At 73.0% G+C, this 13,539-nt stretch carries 12 protein-coding genes; 4 read left to right on the forward strand and 8 right to left on the reverse strand.

Annotated elements, in window-relative coordinates; all coding sequences use genetic code 11:
- Positions 1-17: 17 nt before the first annotated feature.
- The 4 genes from ACFYX4_RS29275 to ACFYX4_RS29290 form a co-directional block, all read right to left on the reverse strand.
- Positions 18-1,634, reverse strand: coding sequence for an alpha/beta hydrolase (locus tag ACFYX4_RS29275; RefSeq protein ID WP_389339573.1), 1,617 nt, complete (start codon positions 1,632-1,634; stop codon positions 18-20).
- A 187-nt stretch (positions 1,635-1,821) separates the two neighbouring features.
- Positions 1,822-3,000: a phytanoyl-CoA dioxygenase family protein gene (locus ACFYX4_RS29280; protein WP_389339575.1), complete on the reverse strand. Its 1,179-nt coding sequence runs from the start codon at positions 2,998-3,000 to the stop codon at positions 1,822-1,824.
- 37 nt (positions 3,001-3,037) lie between these two features.
- A complete protein-coding gene (locus tag ACFYX4_RS29285; protein ID WP_389339577.1) occupies positions 3,038-3,325 on the reverse strand; it encodes a hypothetical protein in 288 nt (95 codons plus the stop codon).
- An 80-nt stretch (positions 3,326-3,405) separates the two neighbouring features.
- Entirely contained in the window at positions 3,406-4,248 is an 843-nt protein-coding gene (locus tag ACFYX4_RS29290) for a class I SAM-dependent methyltransferase (protein ID WP_389339828.1), read from the reverse strand.
- Between the two features lie 110 nt (positions 4,249-4,358).
- Here ACFYX4_RS29290 and ACFYX4_RS29295 point away from each other — a divergent pair, with 110 nt between their 5' ends.
- Entirely contained in the window at positions 4,359-5,213 is an 855-nt protein-coding gene (locus tag ACFYX4_RS29295; protein WP_389339579.1) for an endo alpha-1,4 polygalactosaminidase, read from the forward strand.
- Here the strand turns inward: ACFYX4_RS29295 and ACFYX4_RS29300 are convergent, their stop codons facing one another.
- On the reverse strand, positions 5,214-5,810 hold the full coding sequence (locus ACFYX4_RS29300) for an NADPH-dependent F420 reductase (RefSeq protein WP_389339581.1): 597 nt from the start codon (positions 5,808-5,810) through the stop codon (positions 5,214-5,216).
- A 111-nt stretch (positions 5,811-5,921) separates the two neighbouring features.
- Positions 5,922-6,767 (reverse strand): inositol monophosphatase family protein, encoded by an 846-nt coding sequence (locus tag ACFYX4_RS29305; protein WP_389339583.1) that lies wholly within the window; start codon positions 6,765-6,767, stop codon positions 5,922-5,924.
- A gap of 137 nt (positions 6,768-6,904) precedes the next feature.
- Between ACFYX4_RS29305 and ACFYX4_RS29310 the strand changes: the two genes are divergently transcribed.
- Together ACFYX4_RS29310 and ACFYX4_RS29315 are read left to right on the forward strand one after the other, a co-directional pair.
- Positions 6,905-7,810 (forward strand): LysR family transcriptional regulator, encoded by a 906-nt coding sequence (locus tag ACFYX4_RS29310; RefSeq protein WP_389339585.1) that lies wholly within the window; start codon positions 6,905-6,907, stop codon positions 7,808-7,810.
- A 107-nt stretch (positions 7,811-7,917) separates the two neighbouring features.
- Complete coding sequence (locus tag ACFYX4_RS29315) at positions 7,918-8,994, forward strand: AI-2E family transporter (RefSeq protein ID WP_389339587.1); 1,077 nt, start codon at positions 7,918-7,920, stop codon at positions 8,992-8,994.
- Between the two features lie 45 nt (positions 8,995-9,039).
- Here ACFYX4_RS29315 and ACFYX4_RS29320 read toward each other — a convergent pair whose 3' ends face one another.
- Together ACFYX4_RS29320 and ACFYX4_RS29325 are read right to left on the reverse strand one after the other, a co-directional pair.
- Positions 9,040-9,795, reverse strand: coding sequence for a class F sortase (locus ACFYX4_RS29320; RefSeq protein WP_389339589.1), 756 nt, complete (start codon positions 9,793-9,795; stop codon positions 9,040-9,042).
- A gap of 107 nt (positions 9,796-9,902) precedes the next feature.
- On the reverse strand, positions 9,903-10,394 hold the full coding sequence (locus ACFYX4_RS29325; RefSeq protein ID WP_389339591.1) for a sortase: 492 nt from the start codon (positions 10,392-10,394) through the stop codon (positions 9,903-9,905).
- Between the two features lie 549 nt (positions 10,395-10,943).
- On the opposite strand from ACFYX4_RS29325, the gene ACFYX4_RS29330 reads away from it, so the two are divergent.
- Positions 10,944-13,394: a protein kinase gene (locus ACFYX4_RS29330; RefSeq protein ID WP_389339593.1), complete on the forward strand. Its 2,451-nt coding sequence runs from the start codon at positions 10,944-10,946 to the stop codon at positions 13,392-13,394.
- Positions 13,395-13,539 lie beyond the last annotated feature (145 nt).

Here is a 13,539-nt window from a genome sequence, read left to right on the forward strand (position 1 = left end):
ACGGAGCGACCGCCCCGTCACTCCGGACGTTTCACGGCACCCGCCGTCCCGCCCCCGCCGGTGGCGACGCCGCCCCGCGGCTCGGACGTCGAGAAGGGCGGTGTGTCGGGCTCGCAGGACGTGCCCGGCGGCGGCAGGAAGCCGTCGACGAGATAGCGGCTCACGTGGTCGTTGACGCAGGTGCTGGGGTTGAGCAGCGCGGTGTGCCCGTAGCCCTGGTGGGTGAGCAGCCGGGCGTCGGCCAGCTCCTCCGCCATCGCCTTCGCGCCCTCGTACGAGGTGGAGGGGTCGTAGGTCGTGCCGACCACCAGCACCGGGTTCGGCGTCGGTTTGTTCCACGGCCCGGTGTACGGGGCCGCGGCCTTCGCGGGCCAGGTGGCACACGGCTCCACGGCCCACGTCCAGTAGCGCGCGGCGTCGCCGTGACGCGCCCCGGAGGCCTCCTCCGCCGTGCGGTAGGCGGCGGGGTCACGCGGATTGGGGCTGTCGCCGCAGAACACGGCGGTCGCCTGCTCGTCGCCCAGGTACGGCACCGGGACCGGGGCCGGCGCGGACTCCCCGGACGCCTCCGGGACGCGCCCCTGCCACAGCTCCTGGAGCCGGGCGGCCAGCTCCCGCCAACCGGGATGGACGATGTACAGACCCTGCACCGCGTCCGCCACGGCCCGGGCGTACGTCCACGCCTCCACCGGACGCTCCCTCAGCCGCCGCGTCAGCTCCTGGAACTTCTCTTGCGTGGCCTGCGCGCTGCCCGCCGAGAACGGGCAGCGCGCGACGGCGGCGGACCCGCACAGCGACAGGAACCGCTCCAGGGTCGCCGACGCCGTCCGGTCCGACCCCATGCGCAGGAAGGTGGAGAGCAGGTCCTGCCCCGACCCCTCGCCGGTCCACGCGGACGGGGCGATGTTGCTGTCGAGCACCATGGCGCGGACGTTGTCCGGGAAGAGGTTGGCGTAGGTGGCGCCGAGGATCGTGCCGTAGGAGATGCCGAGGTAGGTGAGGCGTTCCTCGCCCACCGAGCGGCGGAGCCGGTCGAGGTCGCGCGCGGTGTCGGCGGTCGAGACATGGCGCAGCAGCTCCGGGTCGCGCCGCTCGCAGGCCCGGCCCAGCTCCCGGTAGGAGTCGATCCACCGGGTGCGCTCCCGTTCGCCGACGGGGAAGCCGGCCGGGTGGGTCGCGATCCACGCCTCGGATTGCTCCTGCGTCTCGAAGCAGTTCACCGCCGTGCTGTTGCCGACGCCCCGCGGGTCCCAGCTGACGATGTCGAACCGCTCCCGCACCTCGCGCGGGAAGAACTCGTAGTTCTGCGGCATCTGGACCGAACCGGGGCCGCCGGGGCCGCCGGGGTTGAAGAACAGGGTGCCGACGCGCCGCCCGGGATCGGCCGCCTTCCGCTTCACCACGGACAGTTCGATGGCGCGTCCGCCGGGCTTCGCCCAGTCCAGCGGGACCGTCGCCGTCGCGCAGTCGTACGCCGCGTCCTGCGGACAGGGCTTCCAGTCCAGGGCCGGCGCGGTCGCCGGCCCTCCGCCCGCCACGGCGAGAGAGGACCCGCTCAGCGCCGTCGCGCAGGTCAGCGCCACGGCGACGACCGCGGCGCACCTCCTGCGACGGCCGGCTATCGGAGCAGTCATACGCATGCCACGTCCTTTCACGGCCGAGCGCCCGACGCCGCCAGGACACCCGGCCGCCGGCACGCATCCGAGACCACGAGACCGCACCGGCACCCCGCCCGCGAGCCGACCGCACCCGAACGGGCGCGGCGAGGGCTCCCCTTCAGCTCAGGCGAAGCCCTCTTCTCAGCACCGGCAAAGACCCCCTTCAGCTCCGGCGGCGCTCGGCGGACTCCCGCAGTTCACGGCGCAGCCGCTCGGGGGCCCAGTCCTCGGCGAGGGCCCGCAGGACGGTGTCCGCCTGGGAGGGCGGGGCGAGACCGCCGACCGGGGGATCGAGGTCCAGGTCGGTGGGGAAGGGATAGCCCTCGGCGGCAGCGGCGACGACACGGCGCAGCCAGTCCTCCGAGATGCCCTCGGCCTTCCGGCGCAGCAGCACCGGGAAGACGGCGTTCGCCACCGCCTCCCGGTCCACCGTCTCCATCGCGCGGCCGAACGCGGAGGAGATCTGAAGGAGGTTGGCCATGCGCCGGACGCCGGCCGAGCGGTTGTGCCCGGCGGCGTGGAAGAGCGCCGGGTTGAAGAACGCCGCGTCGCCCTTCTCCAGCGGCAGTTGGACATGGTGGGCGTCGAAGTACTCGACGAACTCGGGCAGTCGCCACGCGAGATAGCCAAGCTCGTACTTCTGCGAGTACGGAAGGTAGAGCGTCGGCCCGGACTCCACGGGCATGTCGCAGTGGGCCACCGCGCCCTGGAGGGTCAACACGGGGGAGAGGCGGTGCACATGCGCCGGATAGGCGGCGGCGCGCTCCTGGGAGAGGAAGCCGAGGTGGTAGTCCCGGTGCGCGTTCTGCGCGGCGCCGCCCGGGTTGACCACGTTGACCTGCGAGGTCACCTGGTAGGCGGGGCCGAGCCAGGACTCCGCGACCAGCGCCAGCATGTCGTTGGCGTAGTAGTCCGCGAACACCTCCGGCGCGCGCAGCGCCACCTTGTCCAGCGCGCTCCAGACCCGGTCGTTGGCGCCGGGCTTGGCGAAATGGTCGCCGCGCGCCGTGCCGGCCGCGCGCTCCTCCTCGATCAGCGCCCGGAACACCTCGGACGCCCGGTCCACGACGGCCGTGTCCGCGAACGCGCCCTTGAGGACGAGGATCCCGGGCCCGTCCAGCAGGGTGCGCACCAGCTCGTCCCGCACCGCCCGCAGGCTCTTCGGGGTCGACGTCAGGGCGCGCAGACGTGCGCTGTCGTAGAGCGGGACGTTCCGCTCGATCCGCTCGGCCGAGGGGTGGTCGCCGGGGTCGGCGTCGCGCTCCACGAGCGAGCGGAGCGCGCCGAGATCGCAGTCGGCCTCGGCCAGCCAGGTCCGCGATCCTTCGGTGATGGGAGACATGCGAGTCCTTCCGCCGTACCTGCCTTGCTCGGAGAGATCACTCGTCGGACGGGGGCACGAGCAGCCGAGGATCGACGTCGGTCACGCCGTCCGCACAGCCGAGACGGTCGGCCGCTTCCATCAACTGGTCGTACTCGTCCCGCCGCAACGGCAACCGATGGAAGTTCACCGTGTTGACCAAGCAGTCGATCGCGATCTCCGCCTCGTCGTTCACGACGAGATCACGGACCGACACGAGCCCTCGCATGAACACCCCCTGCACACGGGCCCGTTGAGCGACGGCGTCGGCCACCGCGAGGATGAGTTCGTCCACGGGACCGTGCATGTGCTCCTGCCTCCGGCGGCCGCGAAGCGGCCATACGCGGGCCGGCGTCCACGCGACGGCCGTCCGGCCCGGTCGCCCGTTCAACGCGGGTCCTTCCACCAGACGAACACCTCGGTGCCAGGCCCGAGTTCGGAGAAGCGGCCGGAGGGGGAGGCCTTGCTCAGTCGTCGGCGCAGGTCCGTCTCGAAGTCGTCGCGGCGCGGGCCGAACAGGTGCGGTGCCGCGAAGGACATCGAGAACATCCAGGCGACGACGTCGTCGACCGTGCGCTCCAACAGCTGCCCTCCGGGCACCACATGACGATCGGGGCCGTGGAAACCGGCCCGCGCGTAGACGGCCGACTCACCGCCCGGCGTCCCCTGCGGCAGCACGCCCTGCCCGGCGCGCCGGACCGGCCCCAGGTACCGCCTGACCAGTTCCTCCAGAGCCGCGTACGGCACCGCCGGCCACGGCAGCCCGTCCAGGCTCCGGTTCTCCTCCTTCACATCGGAGACGTGCACCAGGGCCCCGCCGCGCTCGAGCATGCCCCTGACGGTCACCGCTACCAGGTCACGGTCCATCCAGTGGAACGACTGGCCGAACGTCACCACCGTGAACGCCCCCAGCCCTGCGGGAAGTTGCTCGGCACGGGCCCGCACCCACGTCGCCTTCCCGGCCACCCCCGCCTCGGCCGCTCCACGCTCCGCCTCGGCGATCATTCCGCGGTCCGGGTCCACGCCGACGACCTCGCCGAACCGGTGCGCCAGCTCCAGGGCGAGCGTGCCCGGCCCGCACCCCACGTCCAGGAGGCGGCCCCGCCCGTCCAGCCCCAGCGCCTCGGTGAGGACGTCCACCAGACCTGGGGCGTACGGCAGTCGCCCCCGCGCGTAGTAGGCGGCCGCGCCCGAGAACAGCGTCTCGTCCCACTCCCACCCGACGACCACGCCCACCACCACCCTCCACCGGAATGCCCGCCGCACATACGGCAGGGCCCATGGTGCCACCCCTGACCTCGACGTGAGTGCCTTGATCACGGGCGGTAGCCTGTCTTCCCATGCACATCCTCGGCGTTCGCCCCCGTCGGTCCGCGACGGGCCTCGCGGTGGCCGCCCTCTCCGTGGTCCTGCTCGCCGCGGGCTGTTCGGGATCCGCGGGGCCGCGGGAGGCGCCGGCCGCCCCCGCGAAGGTGACGCTTCCGCCGGTTCACGCCGGATTCGACTACCAGCTCGGCGGCCCCTACGCCCCGCCCGCCGGCGTCTCGGTCGTCGTCCGTGATCACACCGCGTCCCCCGCGTCCGGCACGTACGGCGTCTGTTACGTCAACGCCTTCCAGGCGCAGCCGGACGCGGAGGGGGAGTGGGACGACGACCTGCTGCTGCGGGACGCGGGCGGCGAGGTGGTGGTGGACCAGGACTGGGACGAGGCGCTCCTGGACATCGGCACCGACGCCAAGCGCCGACGCGTGGCCGCCCGGGTGAACACGTGGATCGACGCCTGCGCGGCCAAGGGCTTCCAGGCCGTCGAGCCCGACAACTACGACAGCTACACCCGCGCCCCCGAGGGCTCGTTGACCCCCGACGACGCCAAGGCCTTCCTCGCCCTGCTGGCGGACCACGCCCATGACCGGGGACTCGCCATCGCGCAGAAGAACACGTCGGAACTGGCCCCCGACCGCCGGGAAGTGGGCGTGGACTTCGCCGTCGTGGAGGAGTGCGGCATGTACGACGAGTGCGGTGACTACATCGCCGCGTTCGGCCGGCACGTCGTCGACGTCGAGTACGACGGGCGGGGCCTGACGAAGGCCTGCGAGGGCTGGGGCGACAGCATCAGCGTCGTCCTGCGCGACCGGGACGTGCTTCCGGCGGGGAAGCCGGGCCATGTGCGGAAGACCTGCGACCGGTCGACCTGATCAGCGGGCGATCGATATCGCGAAGGGCGCGAAGCCGCTGGACCGGATCACGTGCGGCACGAACAGGATCGCGGCCTCCGTGGCGCGGGCGGTCCGGATCCCGCCGAGATCAGTGATCCACTCCTTGTGCCAGCCGAGGTCGACGAGCAGGTCACGGACGGTCTCCTTGGCCTGCGGGTCGTCGCCGGAGAGGAAGGCGTCGGGCGCCTGGGAGAGCGTGGCCGGCGCGGTCATCACCGAGAAGAGCATCGTGTTGAGCGTCTTGACGACACGCGTCTCGGGGAGCGCTTCCTGAAGTTGCTCGGCGAGGCTCGAGCCGGGGTAGACCAGGTCGCCGGGCAGCCCGTCCGGTCCGTCGACGGTGGCGTTGGAGACGTCGACGAGGATCGTGTCGCGCAGTTCCTCGCGCAGGGCGGCGAGCCGCTCCAGCGAGCCGGCCCCCGGGGTGGCGTTGATGACGATCCGGGCCGTCCGGGCGGCGTCGGCGGCGGCGCCCGGCGCGCGGCCCGCCACGGTCACCTCGTGCCCCGCCCGGGTGAGAGCCGCGGCCAGGCTGCCGCCGACGCGACCGTTTCCGAGTACTGCGATCGTGGTCATGATGATCTGGTCCTTCCGTGCAAGTGGATATGCAAGTGGGTAGTGGTGCAGGGGTAGTTGTGTGCGGGTCGCGGGTCGCGGGTCGCGGGTCGCGGGTCGCGGGGGGCGCGGTCAGCGGGAGAGCGTGGCGACGGCCTCGGCGTGGATGCCCGGCGCGGCGGCCAGGAGGCTCTCGCTCTGCGGGGTCCAGGGGCGGCCCTCGGCGTCGGAGATGCGTCCGCCGGCCTCGGTGACGAGCAGCGCCCCGGGCAGCAGGTCCGCGCGGGCGCCGGCGAACTGCCAGAAGGCGTCGATCCGGCCGGCGGCCACGTTCACCAGATGCAGGGTCGCGGGCACGGCGGTGCGGACGACGAGCGCGTCGAAGAGCATCGCGGTGATCGAGGAGCCGACGCGCCGCACGACCTTCTCGTCCTCGTCCGGCCGGGCCTGGCTGGTGGCCACGATGCTCAGGCCGAGGTCCGCGGTCCGGGAGACCCGCAGCGGCCGGCCGTCGAGGTGCGCGCCCGCGCCGGCGAGCGCGGTGTAGGTCTCGCCGGTCAACGGCAGGTGGACCACGGTCAGGACCGGCCGGTTCTCCCGCACCAGGGTGGCGGTCACCGCCCACTCCGGCAGCCCGTGCAGGTGGTTGACGTTGCCCTCGGCCGGATCCACGACCCACCACTCGCCGGCCGGCAGCGCCCCGCCGTCCAGCTCGTCCTCCACCCAGCCGGCCTCCGGGCGCAGGGCCGTGAGGCGGGGGCGCAGGATGTCGAGGGCCGCGTCGTCGTTGACGGCGAGCGCGCGCATCAGCTCTTCGCGGGTCTCGTAGCGGACCACCTCGCCGAAGCGCTCGCGCAGCGCCGAACCGGCCTCGCGCACGGCGCTCGCGGTCCGGTCGAGCAACTCGGCGTCGGTGGCGGCAGCGTCGGTGGCGGCGGCCTCGGTGGTGGCGGCCTCGGTCTGAAGGGTTTCGGACATGGCGTACTTCCGTGTGAGAAAGGGGTGTTGAGGTCGGTCGAGCCGGGCCGTGCGTTCCGTCCTGCGCTCTGGTATCGAAGCTATACAGCCCCTTGATTAACTTCAAATGCATGTCAAGCACGTCTAGGATTACTCGCATGCAATTGGATTTGAACCTGCTCGCGGCGCTCGACGCGCTGCTGGAGGAGGGAAGCGTGGCCGGGGCGGCGGCGCGCCTGCACGTCACCGCCCCCGCGATGAGCCGGAGCCTGGGCCGCATCCGCCGCACGACCGGAGACCAGATCCTGGTGCGCACCGGCCGCACGATGACCCCGACGCCGTACGCCATCGCCGTCCGGGAACAGGTGCACGAGCTGCTGCACCAGGTCCAGGGGGTGCTGGCGCCGAGCCGGGAACTCGACCTGGCGACGCTGGAGCGCACGTTCACACTCCGCTGGCACGACTCCCTGGTCGCCCTGAGCGGCCCCGCGCTGCTCGCGGCCGTGCGCGAACAGGCGCCGGGCGTACGCCTGCGCTTCGTCGCGGAATCGAGCAACGACACCCCCGAGCTGCGGCGCGGCGAGGTCGACCTGGAGGCGAACGCCGACCGCCCGAGCGCACCGGACATCCGTGCCGAGAACGTGGGCGAGACCCGCCTCGTCATGGTCGTGAGGCAGGGGCACCCCCTCACCCGCGTCAAGACCGTCACCGCGAAGCGGTACGCCGCCGCCGACCACGTCACCGTCTCCCGGCGCGGAAACCTCGGCAACGGCCTCGACGACGCCCTCGCGCGGCTCGGCCTCACCCGCCGCGTGGTGGCGAGCGCGCCCACGGAAGCAGCCGCCTTGGAGTTCGCACGCGGCTCCGACCTCCTGGTCAGCGTCCCCGAGGCCACCACCCGTTCGGCGGTCGCCGACCTCGGCCTGGTCGTGCTCCCGCTCCCGCTCGAACTGCCCTCGGCGCCGATATACCTGTCGTGGCATCAGCGCTACGACACCGACCACGCCCACACCTGGCTGCGCGGGCTGGCCCGCACCGCGCTGTCCCAGCGCGCGGCGCCGTAGCGAACGAAGCAGCGCCCCAGTGCCGTAGCGCCTCAGGGACGAACCGTTCGGGCGAATCCGCGGCCGCACCCGCGGCGTCCCGGTCGGCCGGTGGTACGAGCATGACGATGTCCACACACTCCGATCCGGGCGGCGCGGAGTCGCGCGTGCCCGGACTGCTGCGCCTCGCCGCCGCCTACGCCTGGCGGATCCTGGCCGTCGGCATCGTCGTGCAGGCGGCCTTCTCCCTGCTGGGGCAGTTCCACCGCATCGCCGTCGCCGTCTTCCTCGGGCTCGTCGTCACCGCCGTGCTCCGGCCGGTGGCCGACCTCCTCGCCCGCCTCGTGCCCCGCCCGGTCGCCGTCGCCGTCGCGCTCGTCGGCGGCATCGTCCTCGTCCTCGGCGTGCTGGCCCTGGCGGGCGAGACGGTCGCGGGGCAACGGACCGGCCTGGAAAGGGAGTTCGTCTCCGGGATCGACCGGATCGAACGCCGGCTGGAGGATCCCCCGTTCCGGCTGGACCCGGGCGCGCTCGACGACATCCAGTCCCGTGTCGGCGAACTGCTGTCGAGCCACCGCTCCACCGTCATCAGCACGGCGCTCAGCGGCGCGAGCCGGCTCCTCGAAGTGCTGACGGTGCTCGCCCTCGCCCTGTTCTGCTCGGTCTTCTTCATCCATTCCGGCGGCCGTCAGTGGCGCTGGTTCTGCGCCCAGATGCCCCCGGCCGCCCGTGAGCGGGTCGCGGTCGCGGGCGGAGCCGCCTGGCGGACCTTCACCGGCTACACCCACGGCATCCTGCTGGTGGCCGCGACCAACGCGGTCCTGGTGGGCATCGCCCTGTCCCTGCTGCGGGTGCCGCTCGCGGTGCCGCTGGCGCTCCTGGAGTTCTTCGCCGCCTTCATCCCGCTGATCGGCTCCCCGATCGCGCTCGCGGTCGCCGCCGTGGTCGCGCTGGCGTCCAAGGGAGCGCTGACCGCCGTGCTGGTCGTGGCCCTGATCGTGGTCATCGGCCAGCTCGAAGGACACGTCCTGCACCCGGTCGTGATGAGCTGGGCGGTGCGGCTGCACCCGGTGGTGGTGGCCCTGTCGGTGGTGGGCGGAGCGGTCGCGGCGGGCGTGGTGGGCGCGGTGGTGGCCGTACCGCTGGTGGCCGTGGTCTGGTCCGTCCTCCAGGCGCTGCGGGAGCGGCGTCAGCGGGGCGCGTAGCCTACGCGAGGATGTCCGAGGCCACGTGGGGCTCGTCGCCGGCGGCTACTTCACCGCGGTGAGCGTCGCGTACACCACGACGTTGCCCTGGTAGCCCGAGTGTTCGGCGTAGCCGCCGCCGCAGGTGATCACCCGCAGCTCGGGCCGGCCGGTGCCGCCGTACACCTTCTCGCTGGGGAACCTGTCCTTGTCGTAGACCTCCACCGCGTCGACGGTGAACACGGCCGTACGCCGGTCCGCCCGGTCGATCTCGATGGCGGCCCCCCTGGACAGCGCGCCGAGCGCGTAGAAGACGCCGCGGCTGCCGTCGCGCAGGTCCACGTGCCCGGCGGTGACGGCGGTCCCGACGGAGCCGGGCGGGGTGCCGTCGCCGTACCAGCCCGCGAGGTCGGAGCGGTCGGCGGGCGGGGGGCGCAGCGAACCGGACGCGTCGAGGTCCAGTCTCGTCAGGGGGGCGTTCACGTCGATGACGGGGATCCGCAGCCGCAGCGGCTCCGCCGCGGGCAGCGCCCTGACGCGGGAGCCCGGCGAGGGGGAAGCGCTGCCGGAGGGCGGGCCAGCAGAACCTGCCGGACCAGCCGAAGCCGTCGGTCCCGTCGGTCCCGTCGGTCCCGTCGGTCCCGTCGGTCCCGCCGGTCCTGCCGGGGCGGGGAAGCCCTGGCCCGCCGACGGCTGCGGGGGTTCGCCCTCGTGCAGCGCGCCGGTCACCAGCAGGACACCGACCAGCAGCGTCCAGGTCAGCAGCCTGACCGAGGGGGTGTACGAGGGCGGGGAAGCGCCGGTGTCGTGCCCGGGTGCCATCGCGGTTGAGCCTCTTGCCTACGGCGGGGTCGGAATGTCAGTTGCGCGGCCCCCGGAGCCCGTCGCGAGGACGGTGCCGGGGGCCGGTGCGGCGGTGTCCGTACGAATCAGCCGCGGGCGCCGTTCGAGCGGTGACGCGCCCTCACCATCCACCCGGCGGCGGCAGCGGCGACCAGCGCCCCGCCCAGCGCGAGCTGCCCGGTCGAGCCCTGCGCGTCCCCGAACCCGGCCTCCACGGCCCCGTCCGGCCGGGGCGCCGACAGGTCGTACGTGTCCGTCATCTTGATCCGGGGCGGGCACTTGACGGTGACGGTGTCGGTGTCGGGCAGCGTCCCCTCCGGCACCGTGAACTTGCCGGTCAGCACACCCTTGCTCGCGCCCTCGAAGAGGTGGAACGCGCCCGCCACCTCCGACTCGCCCTTGCCGTAGGTCACGTCCTCGCCGCACGCCGTGGTGCTGACGGTGACCGTGGAGCCGGGGGAGCCGCTGCGCGAGCGGATGTCGAGACCCGAGTCGTCGGCTGCGGCGGCGACGGGGATCTGCAGAGCCAGGGCACCGACGACCAGGCCGATACCAACGCCAAAGTGTGTGTTTCGCAAGTGAACCCTCCAGTGGAGCACGTCCGGCCTGTCTGGCGGCGCCTCTGTTGTACGCCACTGACGAGGCAATCGACCCTCCGTCACCTCCGCAACATGACGCGTCGGCCCACGCGTCACCCGGGCAGGCGTACGAACCGCCCCCGTACGGGCGTTTGCGCAGCTCACCGAAACCGGGACCGGGACGGCGGACGAACCGTCAGAGGTCGGCGAACAGCCTAACGAGCCGGCGCCGGGAGGTGACCTTCGGCACATCGCCGGTCACCGCCGGTCTTCGGACCTCTGCATGGTTTCCCGCTGCATTTTGTTGCTCATCGCGCGCCGTTCCCGCAGCGCGAGCACGTGTCACCCGACCTCTGACGCGACGTCACATCGACTTCCGGGGGCGGAACGAGAGCTGAACGCCTACCTGCGGGTAGTTGAAAACGGCTCTCAGGAACCGTCCTCGTCCGTCACTCCAGCCTCTAGTCTGTTGCCGGACCCCCCACCGGGCCTTCCCCGCAGCCGGGCGGACCCCCCGCCCGTCACCTCCGAGAACAGGCGGTTGAGGGCATGAAACCACTGCGCCCAGACGACCCCGAGCGACTGGGGCCCTACCGCCTCGTGGCCCGGCTCGGAGCAGGCGGCATGGGCCGGGTCTATCTGGGGACGTCGCCGGACGGCCGTACCGTCGCCGTCAAGGTCATCCGCCCCGAGATGGCGGAGGACAAGAACTTCCGCATCCGCTTCCGCCGCGAGGTGGCGGCCGCGGCGGCCGTGGGAGGCATGTACACGGTGCCCGTGGTCGACGCCGCACCGGACGAAGAGACACCATGGCTCGCCACCGACTACATACCCGGCCCGACGCTGGCCGAGGCGGTCGAAGAGCACGGGGCGCTGCCGGTGGAGACGGTCCTCGCGCTGGGCGCGGGCATCGCCGAGGCCTTGATCGCGGTGCACGCCGAGGGGCTGGTGCACCGCGACCTCAAACCGTCCAACGTGCTCCTCGCCGCCGACGGCCCGCGCGTCATCGACTTCGGCATCGTCCGCGCCCGCGACGGCTACGAACTCACCGGATCCGGCGCACTGTTCGGCTCCCTCGACTACATGTGCCCCGAGCAGGCCACCGGCGATCCGATGGGCCCGGAGGGCGACGTCTTCTGCCTCGGCTCCGTGCTCGCCTTCGCCGCCTCCGGGCACGCGCCGTTCACCGGAGCCGCGGCGGCGGCGCTGCTCTACCAGGTGGTCCACGGCTCACCCGACCTGACGGCGGTGCCCGAGCCGCTCGACAAGATCATCAGCCTCTGTCACGCCAAGGACCCGGCCCTGCGCGTCCTCCCCGACCGGCTCTCCGCGGCCTGCGCGCCGGGCGGCGCCGAACTGGTGCTGACGGAGGGCTGGCTGCCGGCACCGGTGGCCGCGATGGTCGCCGAACGCCGGGCGGCGGTGACGGACCTCGACCGCCTCACGCGGTCCCTGACCCCGGCGCCGGGGCGGGGGCTCGGGCGGGTGCCGGCGGCGCGATCGTCGTACGAGACCGCCGCCGCCGTCACCGCCGCTCCCGTCAGCTCCGCGGTCACCGCTGTCGCCGCCGACGGCACAGCCGACGTCGTCCACGGAGCGGAGGGCGCGAGTGCCGTCGGCTCGCCGCGCCTGGAGCCGTTCCCCCTCCCGGACGACCTGGTGGCGGAACGTTCCACCGCACTCACCGCACCCACCTCGGCCGGCGCATCCGCCGCACCCGGCGACCTCACCGCGCCCACCGCCCTCACCTCACCCACCGCCCTCATCGCGCCCGACACGCCCACCGCACCGACCGCTTCCGCCGCGCCCCCGCACCACCGGGCCCCCGCCCGCTCCGTCTCCCGGCGTGCGGTCCTCGTCGCGACCGCGGCGGCGGGCACCGCCCTGGCCGCAGGCGCGGTCTTCGTCGCCCGGGGAACGGGCGGACAGCCCACCGGACAGGCGGTACGCCCACTGGGTCCGCCCCCCGAGCCGGCCTGGGTCTACCGCGGCGGCCCGCTGCTGCAAGCCCCGGCCGTCTTCCACGAGGGCACGGCCCTGATGAAGACCCGCCCCGGCGCCATGATCTGCCTCGACGTGGAGAACGGCGCCCAGCCCAAGTGGGTCTACCAGGGCATCAGCCTCTCGCCCACCCCCGTCCTGCTCACCTCCGACGCCGCCGTCGCGCTCGGCACCGGCGCGACGCTGATCGGCGTGGACCCGGCCAGCGGCGCCGAACGGTTCACCCTCGACTTCGGCGAGGACTACCAGTTCGACCAACTCCTCGGCAGCTACGACGGATACGCCGTCTCCGTCCTCGGCGCCAGCCTCGAACGCCAGTCGACCGAGCAGGGCGTCGCCACCTCCACCAGCACGGTCTTCGGCGTCAACCTCAAGGCCCACCAGGCCCTGATCATCCCGGTCGACCCGGAGGACGTCGGCATCCCGCTCCAACCCCTCATCACCTCCGACTACTTCATCTACGCCGACGGACTGCGCAACGTCGCCGTCCGCAACACCCGCGACGGCGGAAGCCTGCTCTGGCGGCACCAGGTGGGCTACGACCTCCGGCCGGGACTGGCCGCGCTGGGCCGGACCGTCTTCGCCATCGGCTCCGAGCTCATCGCCCTGGACCTGCCCACCGGACGGCTCCGCTGGAAGGCCAAGGCCGAACGCGGCATGTACGCCTCGCTCGGCGCGGGCGGCAACACCGTCTACGCCATCGGCACCGACCCCTACGGCGTCCACGCCTTCAACGCCTCGAACGGCGCCCGGCGTTGGTTCTGCGAGACGCCCCGCCTCGGCATCGACAACCCGATCGCGGTCGGTGCGCACGCCGTGTACGTCCCCGCCCTCGAGAACAAGAACGGCTTCTACGCGATCGACACCGCCTCCGGCCGCCTCCTGTGGAACTTCACCGACGGCCGCGAAACGGGCATCAACGACTGGCAGCTCTCCTGCGACGGAGCCGGACACCTCGTGGCCCAGCACTTCGACCGCGCCTACGGGTTGCCCGTCTGAGCCACGCCGTCCCGCTGTCCGCGATCCCCGCGCTCTGGCGGGAACCAGGGGGTGCCCCGGTGACGGGCGGCCGTTCGACAACCGTGTACGGTGACCGCGCTCACGCACCGGCGGGGCGGGGTGCGAGGATCGGCCATTCACAGGA

This window comes from Streptomyces sp. NPDC002328, assembly GCF_042890065.1.
Classification (GTDB): Bacteria; Actinomycetota; Actinomycetes; order Streptomycetales; family Streptomycetaceae; genus Streptomyces.

What these genes read in the sequence shown, in the direction of transcription:
- ACFYX4_RS29275 (WP_389339573.1), bottom strand. Translation starts at nt 1,634, where the DNA reads ATGACTGCTCCGATAGCCGGCCGTCGCAGGAGGTGCGCCGCGGTCGTC.
- ACFYX4_RS29280 (WP_389339575.1), bottom strand. Translation starts at nt 3,000, where the DNA reads ATGTCTCCCATCACCGAAGGATCGCGGACCTGGCTGGCCGAGGCCGAC.
- ACFYX4_RS29285 (WP_389339577.1), bottom strand. Translation starts at nt 3,325, where the DNA reads ATGCACGGTCCCGTGGACGAACTCATCCTCGCGGTGGCCGACGCCGTC.
- ACFYX4_RS29295 (WP_389339579.1), top strand. Translation starts at nt 4,359, where the DNA reads ATGCACATCCTCGGCGTTCGCCCCCGTCGGTCCGCGACGGGCCTCGCG.
- ACFYX4_RS29300 (WP_389339581.1), bottom strand. Translation starts at nt 5,810, where the DNA reads ATGACCACGATCGCAGTACTCGGAAACGGTCGCGTCGGCGGCAGCCTG.
- ACFYX4_RS29305 (WP_389339583.1), bottom strand. Translation starts at nt 6,767, where the DNA reads ATGTCCGAAACCCTTCAGACCGAGGCCGCCACCACCGAGGCCGCCGCC.
- ACFYX4_RS29310 (WP_389339585.1), top strand. Translation starts at nt 6,905, where the DNA reads ATGCAATTGGATTTGAACCTGCTCGCGGCGCTCGACGCGCTGCTGGAG.
- ACFYX4_RS29315 (WP_389339587.1), top strand. Translation starts at nt 7,918, where the DNA reads ATGTCCACACACTCCGATCCGGGCGGCGCGGAGTCGCGCGTGCCCGGA.
- ACFYX4_RS29320 (WP_389339589.1), bottom strand. Translation starts at nt 9,795, where the DNA reads ATGGCACCCGGGCACGACACCGGCGCTTCCCCGCCCTCGTACACCCCC.
- ACFYX4_RS29330 (WP_389339593.1), top strand. Translation starts at nt 10,944, where the DNA reads ATGAAACCACTGCGCCCAGACGACCCCGAGCGACTGGGGCCCTACCGC.